This is a genomic window from Micromonospora sp. NPDC051006, from assembly GCF_044456245.1.
Classification (GTDB): Bacteria; Actinomycetota; Actinomycetes; order Mycobacteriales; family Micromonosporaceae; genus Micromonospora.
The window spans coordinates 40,943-58,994 of sequence record NZ_JBITFP010000035.1; the positions used below are offsets into that span (position 1 = coordinate 40,943).

The following is an 18,052-nucleotide window of genomic DNA, read 5'->3' on the forward strand; positions in this document are numbered from 1 at the left end:
CCAGCCTCATTCGCGGCTTTCGGTAGGCACCACGACTGCATGATCGCCGGGGAGGGCGGTGGCGCGCGCCAGGTCGTGCGGAGTGTCCAGGTCGAGGGGGTGGCCGGCGTCGTCGCAGGGCACCCGGACGACCAGGTCGGGGCGGGCCCGTAGCAGGTCGCGCGCGCCCCGGTCGCCGGTGGCGTAACGGTCCAGCAGCGGCCAGCTGGCGCGGCCCAGCAGCACGGGGTGCCCGGGCCGGCCGGCGTAGGTGGCCGTCGCGACGGTGGCGCCGGCGGCGTGCGCGGCCCGGACCCGTCGTACCGCGGCCGGGCTGAGCAGCGGCTGGTCGACCAGTACCACCACGGCGGCGGCCACCCACTCGGGCATCGAGGCCAGGCCGCCGCGCAGGGAGAGGCCCATCCCCCGCTGCCAGTCGGGGTTGTGGACCAGCTCGACATCGGGCAGCGCCGGCAGTTCGTCGGCGCCGGCGCCCACCACCACGTGTACCGGCGCGCAGCCACCAGCCCGCAGCAGCCGCACCGCCCGTCGCACCAGCGGCTCGCCGCGGTACTCGACCAGCGCCTTCGGGCGACCGAACCGGCGGCCGGCCCCGGCCGCGAGCAGCAGACCCGCGACACTCTCGTCCCGCACCCGGCCTCCCCCTTCCGGGAACGTCATGCCGGATTTCTCCCGCTTAGACCCGGTAAAGCTACTATGAACCGGTGCAGGAGGGGACCGGGAACGCCGCGACGGCCGACGACGAGCGCTCGTCCCGGGTCGCCCTCACCGTCAACGGCACCCGGCGCGAGCTGACCCTGGACAATCGCACCACGCTGCTCGACGCGCTGCGCGAGAAGCTGGGCCTGATCGGCGCGAAGAAAGGCTGCGACCACGGTCAGTGCGGCTCCTGCACGGTGCTGCTCGACGGCCGGCGGGTGAAGAGCTGCCTGATCTTCGCGGTCACCCTGGACGGCTGCTCGGTGCTCACCGTGGAGGGGCTGGCCGGTCCGAACGGGCTCTCCCCGTTGCAGGAGGCATTCATCGCGCAGGACGCGTTCCAGTGTGGCTACTGCACGCCCGGGCAGCTCTGCTCGGCCCGCGGAATGCTCGACGAGGTCGCCGAGAACTGGCCGAGCGCGGTCAGCGACGACCTCACCGGGCCGGTACGGCTGACCGAGGCGGAGGTCCGCGAACGGATGAGCGGCAACCTGTGCCGGTGCGCGGCGTACCCGCACATCGTCGCCGCGGTGATCGAGTCGGCGGCGTCCCGGTGAGGGCGTTCCGCTACCGCCGGCCGGCCGACGTGGCCGAGGCCGTGGCGCTGCTCGGCGCGGACCCGGAGGCGGCCTATCTGGCCGGCGGGACCAACCTGGTGGACCTCATGAAGCTCGGCGTGCAGCGACCCGACCTGCTGGTCGACGTGGGCCGGCTGCCGCTCGACGGAATCGAGGAACTGCCCGACGGCGGGCTGCGCGTCGGCGCGACCGCCCGCAACAGCGACCTGGCCGCGCATCCGGTGGTCCGCCGGGACTACCCGGTGCTCGCCCGCGCGCTGCTCGCCGCCGCCTCCGGCCAGCTGCGCAACATGGCGACCACCGGCGGCAACCTGTTGCAGCGCACCCGGTGCGTCTACTTCCAGGACACCGCCAAGGCGTGCAACAAGCGCGAGCCCGGCACCGGTTGCGCGGCCCGGCAGGGGCAGAACCGCGACCTGGCCATCCTGGACTGGTCCGAGCAGTGCGTGGCCACCCATCCGTCGGACCTGGCGGTCGCGCTCGCCGCGCTGGACGCGGTCGTCGAGGTCGTCGAGGTCGGCGGAGCACGTGAGGTGCCGGTCACCGAGCTACACCGGTCACCGGGTGAGCACCCCGAACGGGAGACGACCCTCCCCCGCGGCGCGCTGATCACCGGCGTCCGGATCCCGCCGCTGCCGGCCGCGCGCCGCTCGGCGTACCTCAAGGTGCGCGACCGGGCCTCGTTCGCCTTCGCCGTCGGCTCGGTGGCCGCGGTGCTCGAGCTGGACGCCGGCGTGGTGCGCGACGTACGACTGGCCTACGGCGCGGTGGCGCACCGGCCCTGGCGGGCCTACCGGGCCGAGGCGGAACTGCGCGGCCGCCCGTTCACGCCGGAGCTGGCCGCCCTGGCCGCCGACGCCGAGCTGAACGCGGCCCGTCCGTTGCGGCACAACGCGTTCAAGGTGCCGCTGGTGCGCGCCATCACCGTCCGCGCGCTGACCGAGCTGGCCGAGGCGGGCGCATGAGCACCGGCGCCGTAGGCCAGCCGCATCCCCGCCTGGAGGGCCCGGAGAAGGTCACCGGCACCGCGCGGTACGCCGTCGAGTACCCGGTGGACGACGTGACGTACGGGTGGGCCGTGCCGGCGGCCGCGGTGCGCGGCCGGATCACCCGGATAGACCCGGACCCGGCCCTCGCCGTGCCCGGCGTGCTCGCGGTGCTGCACCACGGCAACGCGCCCCGGCTCGCGCCGGACGTGGACTCGGAGCTGTACCTGCTCCAGGATCCGGTCGTGCACTACCGTGGCCAGCTGATCGCGGTGGTCATGGCGGAGAGCATCGAGGCGGCCCGGGAAGGGGCCCGGCTGGTCCGGATCGAGTACGACACCGAGCCGCACAGCACGGTCCTCACCGCCGATCACCCCGGCCTGTACCGCCCGGACAAGGTCAACCCGAACTATCCGACGGACACCGCCGAGGGGGACTTCGACGCCCGGTTCGCCGCCGCCGAGGTGCAGGTGGACGCGACCTACCGGACGCCGGCGTACCACAACAACCCGATGGAGCCGCACGCCACCACGGCGCAGTGGCGCGACGGGCACCTGCTGGTGCACGACTCCAACCAGGGCTCGACGCCCGTGCAGGTCTCGCTGTCCGAGCTGTTCCGGATCCCCAGGGAGTCGGTCCGGGTGGTCAACGAACACGTCGGCGGCGGGTTCGGCAGCAAGGGATCCCCGAAGGCCGCCGTGGTGCTCGCCGCGATGGCCGCCCAGCACGTCGGCCGGCCGGTACGGCTCGCCCTGACCCGCCAGCAGATCTTCGGACCGGTCGGCTACCGCACCCCGACCATCCAGCGGGTCCGGCTCGGCGCGGACGCCGACGGCCGGATCGCCGCAATCTGCCACGACGCGATCAGCCAGACCTCGATGATCACCGAATTCGCCGAGCAGACCGCGGTCTACACCCGCAGCATGTACGCCGGTCCGCACCGGCGCACCACCCACCGCCTGGTGCGGCTGGACGTGCCGACGCCGTTCTGGATGCGGGCACCGGGCGAGTGCCCGGGGGCGTACGCCCTGGAGTCGGCGATGGACGAGCTGGCCACGGCGTGCGGGGTGGACCCGGTCGAGCTGCGGATTCGCAACGATCCGGCGGTCGACCCGGACCAGGGCCACCCGTTCAGCAGCCGTAACCTCGTCGCCTGCCTCATCGAGGGCGCCCGCCGGTTCGGCTGGGCCGAGCGCAACCCGCGACCGTGCGCCCGGCGCGAGGGCCGGTGGATGATCGGCACCGGCGTGGCCGGCTCCAGCTACCCGGCCCGGGCGCGGGCCGCCGCCGCCACCGCCACCGCCCTTCCCGGCGGCGATCACCTGGTCAGGATCAACGCCGCCGACATCGGCACCGGCGCCCGGACGGCCCTGTGGCAGGTGGCCGCGGACGCGCTCGGCGTCCCGCCGGAGCGGGTCCGGATCCTCGTCGGCGACAGCGATCTGCCGCCCGCCGGCGTCGCCGGCGGCTCGATGGGGACCTCGTCGTGGAGCTGGGCAGTGGTACGCGCCTGCCAGGGGTTGCGCGACCAGCTCGCGCACCACTCGGGCGAGCTGCCGGCCGACGGGCTGACCGTCGAGGCGAGCACCGCGGACGAGGTGAGGGCCCAGCGGCCCCTGGCCCGCTACGCCTATGGCGCACAGTTCGCCGAGGTCCGAGTGGACGCGGACACCGGCGAGGTCCGGGTAAGCCGACTGTTGGGGGTCTTCGCCGCCGGCCAGGTGGTGAACCCGACGACCGCGCGGAGCCAGCTCATCGGCGGCATGACCATGGGCCTGTCCATGGCGCTGCACGAGGAGGGTGTGCTCGACGAGCGGTACGGCGACTGGGTCAACCACGACCTGGCCACGTACCACATCACCGGCTGCGCGGACGTCGAGCGGATCGAGGCGTACTGGGTGCCGGAGGAGGACTCGGAGCTGAACCCGTCCGGGGTGAAGGGCATCGGCGAGATCGGGATCGTCGGCACGGCGGCGGCGATCGCCAACGCGGTACGGCACGCGACCGGTGTCCGAGTACGCAACCTGCCGATCCGCCTCGACAAGCTGCTCGGTGCTTCACGCTTGGCTTAATTAAGCTCCGACTGATATAACTGTTCGGGTGCACGCCTTCGATGTGCTGGGTGACCCCGTGCGGCGCCGGATCCTCGAACTGCTCGCCGAGGGCGAGACGACCGCCGGCGCCCTCAGCGCGGTGGTCCAGCGCGAGTTCGGCATCTCCCAACCGGCCGTCTCGCAGCACCTCAAGGTGCTGCGGGACAACGGTTTCGCCACCGTCCGACCGGAGGGGACACGGCGGCTCTACGCGGTCGACCCGCGGCCGCTACGCGACGTCGACCAGTGGCTCGACCACTTCCGCCGGTTCTGGGCCCCGCCGTTGGCCGCACTGGCCACCGAACTCGCCCGCGGCAAGCGCGAACGGCGACTCCGCGAGCAATCCACCGACTCCACCGAAGAACAGGGAGAACGATGATGGACGTGACCGAGCAGATCAACGGCGTCCGCCGCCAGGTCGGCAGCCGCACCCTGGAGGCCGGCGAGGCCCGCGTGAGCACGCTCAGCCAGACGTACGACGCGCCACTCGAGGACGTCTGGGACGCCTGCACCAACGCCGAACGCATCCCCCGCTGGTTCATGCCGATCTCCGGTGACCTGCGGCTGAACGGCCGCTACGAGTTGCAGGGCAACGCCAGCGGCACCGTCGAGCGGTGCGACCCGCCCAACAGCTTCGCCGCCACCTGGGAGTTCGGCGGCGAGGTGAGCTGGATCGAGGTCCGGTTCACCGCGCTCGACGGCGACCGGACGCGTTTCGAACTCGACCACATCGCGCACGTGGACGACGACCGGTGGGCCCAGTTCGGCCCGGGCGCGGTCGGCGTCGGCTGGGACCTGGCCCTGCTCGGCCTCGCCTCGTACCTGGCCGGGGACGGCTCCGGGGTCTCGCCGGAGGAGGCCGAGGCCTGGTCGGTCTCGGACGAGGGGCGGCGGTTCATCACGGCCAGCAGCGAGCTCTGGGGCGAGGCGAGCGTCGCCGCCGGCACCGATCCGGAGGCCGCCCGCGGCGCCACCGACCGCACCACCGCCTTCTACACCGGCGTCCCGGCCGCCTGACCCGGCGCGCCCGAGCGGCGGGACTCGGCCCGGCGCCGCGGTGCGCCGCGCGTTGATCGACTCGGGCTCCCGGAGGTCGGGCCGTCCGGGCCACACGATGGCCCGACTTCCGGAAAGCCGAGTCGACCTTGGGCGCGCGCCGACTGTCCGACCCGGAGAGCACGGCGGTAGTGCCCACGTCGGCCGGCGAGATGACCGGGAACGGCGGCGCGGGACGGGGCGCGGGTAACGTGCTGCGGCATGACCGGCGCGCCGTACTCCCACTGCTCGTTCTGCGGGTCCGCGTACCCGGCGGCGGCCGGCTGGCCGCGGGTCTGCCCGGTCTGTGGGCAGACGGTCTGGCGCAATCCGCTGCCGGTCGCGGTGGCGGTTCTGCCGGTGCGCACCGCCGCCGGCCTCGGCGTGGTGGTCGTCCGCCGGGACATCGAGCCGGCCCGGGGCCAGCTCGCCCTCCCCGGCGGCTTCATCGAGTACGGCGAGGAGTGGAACGAGGCGCTGGTCCGGGAGCTGCGCGAGGAGACCGGCCTGCTCGCCGCGGCGGAGGACGCGACGCTCTTCGCGGTGCACGGCGCGCCCGCCGGCGGCACCATGATGGTCTTCGGCGTGCTGCCCGAGCAGCGCGCCGAGCAGTTGCCGCCGTCGGCGCCCACCGAGGAGGCGACCGAGTGGCTGGTGCTCACCGAGCCGACCGAGCTCGCCTTCGACACGCACACCCGGGTGCTGGCTGACTTCCTCGCCGCCCAGACCGCCGGCTGACCGTCGAGCCCGGCGGGCCGTGCGGGCCGTGCGGGCGGGCCCGGAGCCGCCGGGCGCCCGGGGAGGCGTGCGGCCCCGGGCGCCCGGCGGGATCAGGCGGCGAAGTCGCGGAACAGCAGCGAAGCCAGGCCGAGCGCGAGCAGGAGATTGAACACGGTTGCGCTGGCGAAGACGGCCACCGGCCGCCAGCCGGCCTCCCGCAGCGCGGTCACCCGCACCTCGAGGCCGATGCTCACGAAGGCCAGGATCAGGAACCACACCCGCAGGTCGTTGACGACCGCGATGGTGGCCTTGCCGTCCGAGCCGGCCGCGTCGAGGTACCAGGTGGCGATCACCGACGCGGCGATGAACCCGAGCACGAACTTCGGGAACCGGTGCCACAGCTCGACCAGCTTCGGCCGGGCCGCACCAGCGCGACGCTCGACCCGCAGGGTGAAGTACGCGGTGAGGGCCACCGCCACCACGCCCATCAGCGCGTTCTGGGTGACCTTGACGATGCTGGCGATCTGCAGCGCCTCCTCGCCGGCGAGCGCCCCGGCCGCGGTCACCGCCGCCGTGGTGTCGATGTTGCCGCCGATCCAGGCACCGGCCACCGCCGGCTCCAGCCCGAGCACGTCGGCCAGCCAGGGCAGGATGAAGATCGACGGCAGGGCGAAGACGATGACCAGGCTGGCGGCGTAGGCCAACTGCTCCCGCCGGGCGCGCACCGCCCCGGCGGCGGCGATCGCGGCGCTGACCCCGCAGATCGACACGGCGGAGGCCAGCAACGCGCGCAGCTTGTCGTCCAGCCCGAGCCGGCCGGCGAGCCACCAGGTGAACAGGAACACCCCGCTGATCAGCAGAACCGCCTGGGCGATCGCGGGGCCGGCGGCACTGGCGATGACCGCGAGGTTGATCGAGGCGCCGAGCAGGACGAGGCCGGTCTTGATGAAGAACTCGGTGCGGAACGCGGCGGCGATCCGGTCGCGCAGCCCGGACAGCGTGACCGCCGCGTTGCCGAGCAGACCGAGCACGATGGCGTAGACCGGATACTCGATCGCCGCGGCGATGTCCTCCAGCGCGGTGCCCTCGGCGAAGACGGGCACGTTCTGTTCCAGGTAGCGGGTCAGCGCTGCCAGGGCGAGAACGATCAGCAGGCCGAGCCCTGTCCAGGCCCAGAACGCGCCGGAGCGGGGGCCGGCCGGAACGAGCGGCGGGCCGGTCGGGTCGGGCCGGGTCTCGGTGGCCTGGTCCGTCGGATCGAGCCGGGTCGCGGCGGTCGGGTCGGTCGCGCCGGGGCGGGCCTCGGCGGCCGGGTCGGTCGTGGGGGTGACGGTCGCGTCGACCGCCACGGGGTCGCGATCGGTCGGGGCGCTCGGGTCCGTGGCGCGGGTGGCGTCGGTGCTCATCAGGGCACCAGCCCGGTGGGGATGACGCCGAGCAGGACCAGCCCGAGCAGGAGCAGGCCGAGGAGGGTGGCCGCCCAGTCCTCGTTGAGGGCGAAGCGGCTCTCGGACACGGTGGGCGGTGCGGACGATGGATCGTCGAGGCTCATGAAGTGTTCCTTCGCGATGCGGCAGCGCAGGCGGCAGGGAGGCGAGAGGCGGTGGGCACGGGCAAGCCGTGGACGTGGCCGGCTCGGGCGGGACCGGGCCGGGCCCGGTTCGGCCGGCGCAGGTCGGCCGGCGGCTCGGCGTCGAGCCGGGCGGCGCGGGATCTTCTTGATGCAGGGCCGACGCGGCCTGTGGTGTCAGGCCGGCCGACGGCCGGAGCCGGTACAGAGCCCGGAGGCGACCCGCATCAGGTCGACGACCCGGCGGGAGATGAGCAGCAGACCGATCGGCACGCGCCCATATTCCTATCTAGCCCATAGGAATACAAGGATCGTCCATCATCCGGACGGCGGGCGAAGAGTGCGAGGGGCGGGCGGCGTACGCCACCCGCCCCGATCGTTGCGGCGAACCTGTCAGGCCGCGGCGCGCTCGGCAGCCGGGCGCCGGCGCATTACCGGATCGGTCAACGCCGGTGGACGCCAGACGCCGTCCGGGGCGTAGAGGTTCTCCCCGGGCGGCACGATCTCGTCGATCCGGTCGAGCGCCGCGTCGTCGAGGGTGAGCGTGGCGCCGGCGAGCAGCCCGTCGAGCTGGGCCATGGTGCGCGGTCCGATGATCACCGAGGTGACCGCCGGATGCGCGGCGGGAAAGGCCACCGCCAGCTCGGGCAGCGTGCAGCCCAGCCGCTCGGCCAGACCGGACAGTTCCTCGACCGCCCGGTACTTGGCGGCGTTGCCCGGGATGGCCGGGTCGAAGCGGGCCGGCGTGAGGGCGGCCCGCCCACTGGTCATGTCGACCGGCCGGCCGTCGCGGAAGCGTCCGGAGAGGAAGCCTGACGCGAGCGGACTCCAGGTCAGAACGCCCATGCCGTAGCGTCGGCTGACCGGGAGCACGTCCGCCTCGACGCCCCGGGCCAGCAACGAGTACGGCGGTTGCTCGGTGCGGAAGCGGCCGAGCGCGCGCCGCTCGGAGACGTGCTGCGCCTCGACGATCTCCTCCGCCGGGAAGGTCGAGCAGCCGAAGGCGCGGATGGTGCCGGCGCGGACCAGGTCGGTGAGGGCGCCGAGGGTCTCCTCGACGTCGGTGGTGTGATCCGGGCGGTGGACCTGGTAGAGGTCGATCCAGTCGGTGCCCAGCCGGCGCAGGCTGTCCTGGACGGCGCGCATGATCCAGCGTCGGGAGTTGCCGCGGCGGTTGCGCCCCTCCCCCATCGGGAAGTGCACCTTGGTGGCGAGCACCACGTCGTCCCGGCGCCCGCGCAGCGCCTTCCCGACGATCATTTCGGACTCGCCGGCGGAGTACATGTCCGCGGTGTCCACGAGGTTGATCCCGCGGTCGAGGGCGGCGTGGATGATCCGGACACACTCGTCGTGGTCGGGGTTACCGACCGCGCCGAACATCATCGTGCCGAGCGCGTGGACGCTCACCTCGATGCCGGTGCCGCCGAGAACGCGGTAACGCATGCCTGTGCTCCCTGCCGTCGATCGCACCGCGGCGAACCCGCTGCGGTGCGCCCACGCTAGGAGTTCGCGTGCACTGGAAGTCAACGCCGGACCGGTGCCGCCGGGTCGGACGGGTCAGCGCGGCACACCCGGCTCGCCCTCGGGCGAACCGGCGAGGTAGCCGCTGGCCTGCAGTTCGAAGAGCTCGCGGTAGAGGCCACCGGCCGCCATCAGCTCGTCGTGGCTGCCCTGCTGGAGAAGGCGGCCCTGGTCCATCACGAAGATCCGGTCGGCGTGCCGGACGTTCGCGAGCCGGTGCGTGATCAGGACGACCGCCCGTTCCGGCCGGCGGCGCAGGTGTTGGAAGAGCGCGTGCTCGGCCCGGGCGTCCAGCGCCGCCGAGGGCTCGTCGCAGATCAGCAGGGCGGCGTCGCGGTAGAGCCCACGCGCGGCCACCAGCCGCTGCCACTGCCCACCGGAGAGGTCCTGGCCGTTCTTGAACTCCCGGTCGAGCAGGGTGTCGTAGCCGTACGGCAGCCCGGCGATCATCTCGTGCGCGGCGGCGGAGCGGGCGGCGTCCTGGACGGTCGGTCCCGGCCGCCCCGGCTCCCGGTCGTGCCGTCCGATGCGGATGTTCTGCCCCGCCGTGAACGGGAACTTCCACCACTCCTGGGTCATCACCGCGACGTGCGCGCCGAGCAGCCGGGGATCCAACTCGGCGGCGTCGACCCCGTCCCAGCGCACGGCCCCGGCGGTCGGCCGGTAGAGGCCGGCGATGAGCTTGGCCAGCGTGGTCTTGCCCGAGCCGTTCTCGCCGACCAGCGCGACCACCTCGCCCCGGCGCACGGTGAGGCTGACCTCGTCCACGGCCGGCCGGTCGGTGTCCGGATAGCGCAGGCTCACCCGGTCGAGCGTGATCGCGTCGAACCCGTCGACCCGGCCCTCGCCGACGGCCGTGACGCGACCCCGGGCCCGCTCCAGGAAGTCGCGGTAGTCCTGGTAGTAGAGGGCGTCCTCGTAGAGCGAGTTGGTGGCGAGGACCGCGACGCCGAGACTGGTGCGCGCGGACTGGAGGGCGAGCAGCGCGGTGGCCGCCGCGGCGAGCGCCACCAACCCACCGAGCAGCAGCGCGCCGAGGACGGCGTAGAGGCCGAAGGTGGCCAGCCCGGCGATGCTCGCCCCGATCACCCGGGTGCCGGTCTGCGACCGGACCAGCCGCAGGTGGGCCCGGGTCTCGACGGCCATCATCGCCCGGTACTCGGAGAGCAGAAAGTCGCGCATCTGGTAGACGCGCACCTCGGCGGCGGTGTGCCGGTTGGCCATCAGGTGGGCGAGCATCCCCATCCGCCGGTGTCGGTTGATGCGGGCCAGCATGGCGAGGTACTGCCGGCGGGCCATCCGGACCGCGGTGACCGCCTGCGGCACCGCGGCGAGCAGCAGGCAGGGCAGCAGCACCGGCTGGATCACCGCCACCGCCGCGGCGGTGGCGAGCAGACCGACCACGCCCGTCACCAGGTTGACGGTGTGGTCCACGATGTACGCCGCCTCGGTCATCCCCCGTTCGCGGGCCCGGTCCATCTCCTCGGCGAACCCGGCGTCGTCGAAGGCGGCCAGGTCGACGGCGGTGGTGGTCTCGAAGAGACGAAGCTCCACCGCGTAGTTGATCTGCGGGGTGAGCCGGGCCTGCGCCCAGCCCGCCGCGATCAGCAGGCCACCACGGGCGAAGACGGCGACCGCGGCCACCAGCAGGGCCGGCAGCGCGGCCCGGACCCGGTCCGGGGTCGGGCCGACGGCGAACAGCTCACGCAGCACGTTGGTGGTGGCGAGCAGGCCGAACGTGGTGAGCACCCCGGCGGCGACGTTCAGCCCGATCGAGGCGACCGTGTCCCGTCGACTGGCCGCCCAGGCCAGCGCCACCGCCTCGCGTACCAGCCGGGGCAGCCGACGGGCCACCGCCCAGAAGCTGGTGTGCGCGAACTCGCTGGCGTGGTGCATCCATGCGTAGTCCTCCAGCTCCGGGAGGACACCTGCGGCGTCGTCGGCCGACCGCTGGGGCGGGGGATCGCCGGACGGGGGACGCTGACGGGCCATCGACTCCACGGCGCCTCCTCTGGCGGCGGTATCGCCGGGAGCCTACGGTCCGCGACCGCGTCGTGTCTGCCTGTCATCGGCGTGTCGAACGACTGTGCCAACCGCGTGTCCGGTCAGGGCGCGGGCGGGTGCTCCGCGGTGAGCGGCAGCAGCACCCGGAAGGTGGTGTTGCCGGGCACGCTCTCCACCCGGATGTCGCCGTGGTGCTTGCGGACCACGATCCGGTACGAGATGTCCAGCCCGAGCCCGGTGCCGGAGCCGACCGGCTTGGTGGTGAAGAACGGCTCGAAGATGCGCGGGCGGACCTCCGGCGGGATGCCGGACCCGGTGTCGACGACCTCGACCGTGAGCTGGTCGCCGGAGCGTCCGGTCCGGACGGTCAGAGTGCCCTTCTCCCCCATCGCGCCGAGCGCGTTGTCGATCAGATTGGTCCAGACCTGGTTCAGCTCCGCCGCGTACGCCGGCACCGGCGGAAGGTCGCGGTCGTACTCCCGGACCAGCTTGACCCCGGCGGGGATCTTGGCCTTGAACATCACCAGCGTCGCGTCGAGCAGATCGTGCACGTCGACCACCTGGAACGGCGCCCGGTCCAGCTGGGAGTACTGCTTGGCCGCACCGACCAGGCCGGAGATCCGGGTGACCGCGTCGCCGATCTCCCGCATCAGCAGTTCGGTCTCCACCGTGTAGGTGAGCCAGCGCACGGCCGCCTCCAGGTCGGCCGGGCCGACATGGGCCTTCACCCGGGCCAGCCAGTCGATGTCGGCACCGCCGCCGACCAGGGTCGGCGCCAGGTCCCAGGCGCCGCCCACGCCGTGCTCGTCCAGCCAGTCGGTGAGCGCGTCCTCGGCGTCGGCGGCGGCCATCGGGCTCAGCTTCGGCGCGGCGGCCACCCGGGCCACCGCCTCCTCCTGCAGCTCGACCAGAGCCTGCAGGCCCCGCCCGTCCAGCCGGCCATCGGCGATCATGGCGAGCTTGTGCCGCATGCCGGCCACCCGGTCCCGCAGCACCGAGGTGGCCCGCACCGCCGCCGCGGCGGGATTGTTCAGCTCGTGGGTCAGCCCCGCCGAAAGCGAACCGAGGGCGAGCAGCCGCTCCCGTTCACCGACGATGGTCTGGCTGGCCCGCATGCCGACGAAGAGCCCCTCCAGCAGGTGCATCGCCATCGGGAACCAGGAGCGGACGGCCTCGGCGAAGCTCTCCGCCGGCAGCACGAAGAACTCCGAGTCGACGACCGCCCGCAGCGTGTTGCGGTAGAGCTGTTCGCTCTCGTCGTCCAGGTAGGCCTGGGTGGCCCCGCCGTACACCCCGCGCTGCTCGGTGCGGGTCACCTCCACCTCGTCGCCACCGACCAGGCGGGTCATCGTCACCACGCCGTGCAGCAGCACGAAGAAGCAGGTCGCCGCCTCGCCCTCGGCGTAGACGACGGTGCCGCCGGCGCGCTGCTCCACCCGGCCGTGCTCGGCCAGCCAGGCCAACTGGTCGTCGTCGAGGGATTCGAACAGGAAGAGGGTCCGCAGCTGCTCCGGGCCCAGCCGGTCGGTCGGGGTGTTCACTGCGCCTCCAGGTAACGGTGCACGAGCGAGACGGCCATCGCGCCCTCGCCGACGGCGGACGCGACCCGCTTGACCGACTCGGCCCGCACGTCTCCGGCGGCGAAGACCCCCGGCAGGCTCGTCTCGAGGTGGTACGGGTCGCGCGTCAGCGACCAGCCCGGCGGCCGCTGCCCGCCGGTGACCAGGTCGGGGCCGGTGACGATGAAACCGCGCGAGTCGCGCACCAGCACGCCGTCCAGCCAGTCGGTGCGCGGCTCCGCCCCGATGAAGATGAACAGCCAGGAGGTGTCGACGGTGCGCTGCTCGCCGGTGCGGGTGTCACAGAGGGTGAGGCGTTCCAGGTGGTCCCCGCCCGCGCCGGCGGCCACCCGGGTGTGCGGGTGCACGGTGATCCGGTCGATCCGGTCCAGCTGGTCGATCAGGTAGCGCGACATCGAGGCGGTGAGGTCCGCACCGCGGATCAGCAGGTGCACGCGGGCGGCGTACCGGGAGAAGTGCACCGCGGCCTGGCCGGCCGAGTTGGCCCCGCCCACGATGTAGACGTCCTGGTCGACGCAGCTCGGCGCCTCGGTGGCGGCGGAGCCGTAGAAGACCCCGCGGCCGGTGAGCTCGGCCAGGCCGGGCGCGTCGAGCACGCGGTAGGAGACCCCGGTGGCCAGGACCACGGTGTGCGCGGCGATCTCGGTGCCGTCGCCGAAGCGCAGCAGTCGGGCCCCGCCGCCCTCGGTCAGGCCGACCACCTCCCGGGTCGTCAGCATCTCCGCGCCGAACTTCAACGCCTGCCGGCGGGCCCGGTCGGTGAGCTGTGCGCCGGAGACACCGTCGGGAAAGCCCAGGTAGTTCTCGATCCGGCTGCTCTGCCCGGCCTGACCGCCGGTGGCCCGGCGCTCCACCAGCACCGTGCGCAGACCCTCGGACGCGCCGTACACCGCCGAGCCGAGGCCCGCCGGCCCGGCGCCGACCACCACCAGGTCGTAGAAGTCGGTGGTCGGTTCGACGGTGAGGCCGACCACGCTGGCCAGCTCGGCCGGGGTGGGGCCGACCAGGGTCTTGCCGTCGGCGGTCACCACCAGGGGCACCTCGTCCTCGGTGGCGCCGGCCGCGGCCAGCAGCCGCGCCCCCTCCGGGTCGTCGGTGAGCAGCCAGCGGTACGGGATCAGGTTGCGGGCCAGGAAGTCGCGGACCTTGAACGACGGCGCGGACCAGCGGTGCCCGACCACCCGGATCTCGCTCAGCGCCGCGTCCGGGGTGGCCGCCCACGTCTCCAGCAGACCGTCCACGACCGGATAGAGCTTCTCCTCCGGAGGGTGCCAGGGCTTGAGCAGGTAGTGGTCGAGGTCCACCACGTTGATCGCCTCGATCGCGGCGTCCGTGTCGGCGTACGCGGTGAGCAGCACCCGGCGGGCGGCCGGGAAGAGGTCCATCGCCGCCTCGAGGAACTCGATACCGGTCATGTCGGGCATCCGGTAGTCGGCCAGCAACAGCGCCACCCGCTCACCGCGCAGCTTGATCTCGCGCAGCGCCTCCAGTGCCTCCGGGCCCGACCCGGCCCGGACGATCCGGTAGCGCTCGCCGTAGTGGCGACGGAGGTCGCGGGCCACCGCCCGGGAGACCACCGGGTCGTCGTCGATGGTCAGGATCACCGGGTTCGCCATGGCGCCCATGAAACCACTCCCGCCGCCGGGAACGCACCTGTCCCCCCGCCTGCGGCGTCGGGCCGGGGCAGCCGCGACGGTTGGGCCGCGCCGGGGCGGGTAACCGGGGCCGGGCACCGGCCGGGCACCGGCCGGGCCGGGCGAGGCGGTGCCGGTTGCCGTAGACACCTCGGGGGGCCGATGTCGGAGACGCCAGCGTCGTCGACCGGGCCGGCGACGTCCGGCGAGGTCGTCGAGCTACGCGTGCACGGCGTCTCCGGTGCGGATGCCGCCCAGGTGCTGGACCGGCCGCACGCGCACCAGGTGGCCGGAGACCGTAACGGTGGCTTCTTCCGGCCGCGTCCCGGCTACCCGGACAGCACCGGCCCGGACGGGCTGATCCCGGAGGTGTACCGCTGGAGCGACCTGCCGTCAGGGACCGCGGTACGCACCCTGTCGCTGGTGTTCCTGCTGCCGTTCATGCTCTGCAACGTCGCGGTCTGGATGGGGCCGAAGCGGGGCCGGGCGCACCTCGCGATGAAGGTGCTCTGCCGGGTGCTCGGGCTCACCCTGACCGCGCTCTACGTGCTCACCGTCGTCGGAGTCGCGCTGGACATGGTCGGCTGGCGCTGCATGTCCAGCCCGACCTGTCTCTCCGGCCGCGACTGGCTGTCCTGGCTCGGTGGACAACGGATGGGTCTGCGCCTGGCGGTGCTCGCCCTGGTGCCCGCGGCGGCCATCGGCGTGGTCTGGTGGCTCGGGGCTCTGCCCGGCCGGCCGTTCGCCGCGTTCCGCCCGTCCACGGCAGCCGGGTACAACGTGCACCAGCTCGGCGCGGTCGGCCAGTGGGATGCGGGCCCGTTCGTCGGCCGGCTGCGGTCGATCCACGTCGCGGCCGCGTTCGCGACCTTGGACGCGAGCCTGCTGGCCGCCCGGGCCGGCTCGGCGGCGTCCGTCGCCTGGCTCGTGCTGACCATCCTCGTCGGGGTCGTCCTCGGGGCCTGCGTGGCGCTGGTCAGCGCGCACCCGATGATCGACCGGCCGGGCACCGACTCGGTCACGGACCGGCTGACCCGGGGCCTGCGGACCGTCGCCGGCGTGTTGACCGTGGTGGTGGTGTTGTTCATCCTGCTCGACCCGTCGCCGTGGCCGCAGGCCACCGGGCTGCCCCGCTACGGCGCGACGATGGCCTGGATCTTCGTGGCCCAGACGGCGCTGCTGGGCGCCATCGGCCTGGTCGCGCTGCGCCAGCCCCGTCGGCGCGGCCAGTCGGTGCGCGGGCCGGGCGCGCCGGCGGTCGCCGCCGTGGCCACCGGGCTGGCGGTGGCGTTCTCCTCCGAGCTGATCTACCGGGTGTCGGACCTGCTCGACCGCGACAAACCCACCGCCGACCACCTCGTCACCAGCCCGCCGCTGGCGTTCAAGTGGACGATCTTCGGGTTCCTGATGGCGGTGGCCGGCACCGTGGCGGTCGGCTTCGTGGCCACCGTCTTGTCCCGCCCGGCCCGGATGCGGGTCGCGGCCGACATCGTCGCCCGCGACTTCCCGGACGCGCCACCGGAGGCGGCGCCCCGGCTGCGGCAGGTCGAGCGGACGATCGCCAAGGCCCGGTTCACCGAGCGGCTGGAGCCGCTCACCGTGACCTACGCCTGCCTCATCGCGCTGGGTCTGGTGACCAGCGTCTTCGGGGTGATGGGGCGCTACCCGGCGGAGGTCGCGCACCGCTTCGTCAGGATCCCCGGCGAGCTGGTGAACTTCTTCATCGGGCTGGGCAGCTACGTGATCGCGGCGGTCATCCTCGGACTGGTGGTCGGGGGCATCTTCGCCTACCGGACCGCCGAGTTCCGCCGCTACGTCGGCGTCATCTGGGACCTGGGCACCTTCTGGCCCCGCGCGGCCCATCCGTTCGCGCCGCCCTGCTACGCCGAACGGGCCGTGCCGGAGCTGGCCCGGCGGATCACCCACCTGGTTCGGCAGGGGGACCGGGTGCTGCTCTCCGGGCACAGTCACGGGTCGGTGCTGCTCGCCGCGACCGTGCTGCAACTGCCGGACGGGGTCGGCGACCGGGTCGCCCTGCTCACCTACGGCTCGCCGCTGCGCCGGCTCTACGCCCACCTCTTCCCGGCGTACGTCAACGACGAGGTGCTGCGGGAGGTGGGACGGCGGGTCGGCTGGCGATGGATCAACATCTGGCGGGACACCGACCAGATCGGCGGGTGGATCTTCTCCCCGCACCGGGGCGGCGAGCCGGCCCCGCCCGACGACCCGGCGGCTCGGGTCGACCGGCGGCAGATCGACCCGAGCGACGTGGTGGTGCCACCGGGTGAGAGCGTGCCGCCGCCGATCCTGGGTCACTGGCCGTGCGAGTCGGAGGACCGGTTCCTCGCCATGGTGCGGGAGCTGGTTCGTCGCGTCCGCGCCACCGGCGGCTGAGCGGCGGGTACCGGGGCCGGCGAGTGCCGGGGCCGGCGGGCGGCGCGGCGGTTATCCTCGGCCGGGTGAACGCCTCCAGGCAGCCCGAGCGCCGGCTGATCGCCTCGAACAAGAAGGCCCGGCACGACTACACCGTGCTCAAGACGTACGAGGCCGGGATCGTGCTGGTCGGCACGGAGGTCAAGTCGCTGCGCGAGGGGCGCGCCTCGCTGGTGGACGCGTTCGCCCAGGAGCGCGACGGCGAGATCATGCTCTACGGGCTGCACATCGCCGAGTACGGCTTCGGCAGCTGGACCAACCACCAACCGCGGCGGACCCGCAAGCTGTTGCTGCACCGGGTGGAGATCGCCCGGATCGTGGAGAAGACCCGGGAGGGCGGTTTCACCCTCGTGCCGCTGTCGATGTACTTCGACAACGGCTGGGCCAAGGTCGAGCTCGCCCTGGCCCAGGGCCGCCGGTCGTACGACAAGCGGCAGGCGCTGGCGGAGCGGGACGCGAACCGGGAGATCGCCCGGGAGCTGGGCCGGCACCTGAAGGGCCGGACCCGCCGGGCCTGATCAGGGCGGCCGCCGCCAGCTCCACCGTCACCCGCGCCGGGGCTCCCGGCGTGTTCGAGACCGGCACGCCGGTCCACTGTTGACCCCACCGCAGCCCCGTGGTGTGCTCCATTCGTGCCGTTGATGACAACGGTTGTCATTTCTGACTGGAGGATGACCATGTCCCTCACCGTCCCGCCCGCACTGCTCGAGGCCGCCGACCGCGGCCCGATCGACGACGCCGACTTCGCCGCCTGCGTCCGCGACTCCCTTCCGTACGCCTGGTCGACGGTGAGCCGCGTGGTCGCCGAACTGGAGGCCACCGGCGCCGACCACGCCGACAACACGATTCCGCCGCCGTCCGATGCCGAGCGGGGTCAGCTGCTGCGCGCCCTGGCCAGCGACGCGATCCGAGCCGGCCTGGAGCGGCACTTCGGGGTCCGGCTGGCCTTCCAGAACTGTCACCGGGTCGCCGCCTTCCGCCCGGCCGCGGTCGACACGAGCACGTACCGCGAGTTCGTGTCGCCCCGCAGCCAGCTGCTCAACCAGTCACCCGAGCTGCGCAACTGCTGAACCAGCCGGGGGCGCCCCCCCCCCCCCGGGGGGGGGGGGCGCCGCCGCCCGCGGGGGGGGGGCGGGCCCGCCCCCCGCGCCCGCGCAGGGGCAGCGGGGGCGGGTGGGGGGACACTTAGGCCGGCAGAC

At 73.5% G+C, this 18,052-nt stretch carries 16 protein-coding genes; 9 read left to right on the forward strand and 7 right to left on the reverse strand.

Going from position 1 to position 18,052, the window contains the following annotated elements; genetic code table 11:
- Positions 1 to 6 precede the first annotated feature (6 nt).
- The gene (locus tag ACIBBA_RS31955; RefSeq protein ID WP_396702400.1) at positions 7 to 633 is read right to left on the reverse strand and encodes an NTP transferase domain-containing protein; all 627 of its coding nucleotides are present in this window, start codon (positions 631 to 633) and stop codon (positions 7 to 9) included.
- Between the two features lie 71 nt (positions 634 to 704).
- Between ACIBBA_RS31955 and ACIBBA_RS31960 the strand changes: the two genes are divergently transcribed.
- The 6 genes from ACIBBA_RS31960 (at position 705) to ACIBBA_RS31985 (ending at position 6,129) form a co-directional block, all read left to right on the forward strand.
- On the forward strand, positions 705 to 1,256 hold the full coding sequence (locus ACIBBA_RS31960; protein WP_396702403.1) for a 2Fe-2S iron-sulfur cluster-binding protein: 552 nt from the start codon (positions 705 to 707) through the stop codon (positions 1,254 to 1,256).
- Positions 1,253 to 2,242 (forward strand): FAD binding domain-containing protein, encoded by a 990-nt coding sequence (locus ACIBBA_RS31965; protein WP_396702405.1) that lies wholly within the window; start codon positions 1,253 to 1,255, stop codon positions 2,240 to 2,242. The genes ACIBBA_RS31960 and ACIBBA_RS31965 overlap by 4 nt, the downstream gene beginning before the upstream one ends.
- Positions 2,239 to 4,335 (forward strand): xanthine dehydrogenase family protein molybdopterin-binding subunit, encoded by a 2,097-nt coding sequence (locus ACIBBA_RS31970; protein ID WP_396702407.1) that lies wholly within the window; start codon positions 2,239 to 2,241, stop codon positions 4,333 to 4,335. Before ACIBBA_RS31965 ends, ACIBBA_RS31970 begins: the two co-directional genes overlap by 4 nt.
- A gap of 28 nt (positions 4,336 to 4,363) precedes the next feature.
- A complete protein-coding gene (locus ACIBBA_RS31975; RefSeq protein WP_350870064.1) occupies positions 4,364 to 4,735 on the forward strand; it encodes a metalloregulator ArsR/SmtB family transcription factor in 372 nt (123 codons plus the stop codon).
- Positions 4,735 to 5,373, forward strand: a complete 639-nt coding sequence (locus ACIBBA_RS31980) for an SRPBCC family protein (protein WP_396702425.1) — start codon at positions 4,735 to 4,737, stop codon at positions 5,371 to 5,373. Before ACIBBA_RS31975 ends, ACIBBA_RS31980 begins: the two co-directional genes overlap by 1 nt.
- Positions 5,374 to 5,613: 240 nt before the next feature.
- Positions 5,614 to 6,129 (forward strand): NUDIX domain-containing protein, encoded by a 516-nt coding sequence (locus tag ACIBBA_RS31985; RefSeq protein ID WP_396702410.1) that lies wholly within the window; start codon positions 5,614 to 5,616, stop codon positions 6,127 to 6,129.
- A gap of 92 nt (positions 6,130 to 6,221) precedes the next feature.
- Here the strand turns inward: ACIBBA_RS31985 and ACIBBA_RS31990 are convergent, their stop codons facing one another.
- The 6 genes from ACIBBA_RS31990 to ACIBBA_RS32015 all read right to left on the reverse strand — a co-directional run bounded on the left by ACIBBA_RS31990 (position 6,222) and on the right by ACIBBA_RS32015 (position 14,402).
- A complete protein-coding gene (locus ACIBBA_RS31990; RefSeq protein ID WP_396702412.1) occupies positions 6,222 to 7,517 on the reverse strand; it encodes a putative sulfate exporter family transporter in 1,296 nt (431 codons plus the stop codon).
- A complete protein-coding gene (locus tag ACIBBA_RS31995; protein ID WP_396702414.1) occupies positions 7,517 to 7,663 on the reverse strand; it encodes a hypothetical protein in 147 nt (48 codons plus the stop codon). The genes ACIBBA_RS31990 and ACIBBA_RS31995 overlap by 1 nt, the downstream gene beginning before the upstream one ends.
- A 411-nt stretch (positions 7,664 to 8,074) precedes the next feature.
- Positions 8,075 to 9,124 (reverse strand): aldo/keto reductase, encoded by a 1,050-nt coding sequence (locus ACIBBA_RS32000; protein WP_396702416.1) that lies wholly within the window; start codon positions 9,122 to 9,124, stop codon positions 8,075 to 8,077.
- Positions 9,125 to 9,238: 114 nt separating this feature from the next.
- Positions 9,239 to 11,194 carry an ABC transporter ATP-binding protein gene (locus ACIBBA_RS32005; protein WP_396702427.1) on the reverse strand — a complete coding sequence of 652 codons (1,956 nt, stop codon included), beginning with the start codon at positions 11,192 to 11,194 and terminating at the stop codon, positions 9,239 to 9,241.
- A gap of 113 nt (positions 11,195 to 11,307) precedes the next feature.
- Positions 11,308 to 12,747, reverse strand: coding sequence for an ATP-binding protein (locus ACIBBA_RS32010; protein WP_396702418.1), 1,440 nt, complete (start codon positions 12,745 to 12,747; stop codon positions 11,308 to 11,310).
- On the reverse strand, positions 12,744 to 14,402 hold the full coding sequence (locus ACIBBA_RS32015) for an FAD-dependent oxidoreductase (protein WP_396702420.1): 1,659 nt from the start codon (positions 14,400 to 14,402) through the stop codon (positions 12,744 to 12,746). The genes ACIBBA_RS32010 and ACIBBA_RS32015 overlap by 4 nt, the downstream gene beginning before the upstream one ends.
- A gap of 180 nt (positions 14,403 to 14,582) precedes the next feature.
- Here ACIBBA_RS32015 and ACIBBA_RS32020 point away from each other — a divergent pair, with 180 nt between their 5' ends.
- The 3 genes from ACIBBA_RS32020 to ACIBBA_RS32030 all read left to right on the forward strand — a co-directional run bounded on the left by ACIBBA_RS32020 (position 14,583) and on the right by ACIBBA_RS32030 (position 17,923).
- Positions 14,583 to 16,814 (forward strand): hypothetical protein, encoded by a 2,232-nt coding sequence (locus ACIBBA_RS32020; RefSeq protein ID WP_396702422.1) that lies wholly within the window; start codon positions 14,583 to 14,585, stop codon positions 16,812 to 16,814.
- Positions 16,815 to 16,879: 65 nt separating this feature from the next.
- Positions 16,880 to 17,371 (forward strand): SsrA-binding protein SmpB, encoded by a 492-nt coding sequence (gene smpB / locus ACIBBA_RS32025; protein ID WP_357057712.1) that lies wholly within the window; start codon positions 16,880 to 16,882, stop codon positions 17,369 to 17,371.
- Positions 17,372 to 17,530: 159 nt separating this feature from the next.
- On the forward strand, positions 17,531 to 17,923 hold the full coding sequence (locus ACIBBA_RS32030; protein WP_350870082.1) for an SCO5389 family protein: 393 nt from the start codon (positions 17,531 to 17,533) through the stop codon (positions 17,921 to 17,923).
- Positions 17,924 to 18,052 lie beyond the last annotated feature (129 nt).

Bases quoted from the DNA above. Each gene is read 5' to 3' on its own strand.
- ACIBBA_RS31970 (WP_396702407.1), top strand. From the start codon at position 2,239: ATGAGCACCGGCGCCGTAGGCCAGCCGCATCCCCGCCTGGAGGGCCCG.
- ACIBBA_RS31980 (WP_396702425.1), top strand. From the start codon at position 4,735: ATGGACGTGACCGAGCAGATCAACGGCGTCCGCCGCCAGGTCGGCAGC.
- ACIBBA_RS31985 (WP_396702410.1), top strand. From the start codon at position 5,614: ATGACCGGCGCGCCGTACTCCCACTGCTCGTTCTGCGGGTCCGCGTAC.
- ACIBBA_RS31990 (WP_396702412.1), bottom strand. From the start codon at position 7,517: ATGAGCACCGACGCCACCCGCGCCACGGACCCGAGCGCCCCGACCGAT.
- ACIBBA_RS31995 (WP_396702414.1), bottom strand. From the start codon at position 7,663: ATGAGCCTCGACGATCCATCGTCCGCACCGCCCACCGTGTCCGAGAGC.
- ACIBBA_RS32000 (WP_396702416.1), bottom strand. From the start codon at position 9,124: ATGCGTTACCGCGTTCTCGGCGGCACCGGCATCGAGGTGAGCGTCCAC.
- ACIBBA_RS32005 (WP_396702427.1), bottom strand. From the start codon at position 11,194: ATGGCCCGTCAGCGTCCCCCGTCCGGCGATCCCCCGCCCCAGCGGTCG.
- ACIBBA_RS32015 (WP_396702420.1), bottom strand. From the start codon at position 14,402: ATGGCGAACCCGGTGATCCTGACCATCGACGACGACCCGGTGGTCTCC.
- ACIBBA_RS32020 (WP_396702422.1), top strand. From the start codon at position 14,583: ATGTCGGAGACGCCAGCGTCGTCGACCGGGCCGGCGACGTCCGGCGAG.
- ACIBBA_RS32030 (WP_350870082.1), top strand. From the start codon at position 17,531: ATGTCCCTCACCGTCCCGCCCGCACTGCTCGAGGCCGCCGACCGCGGC.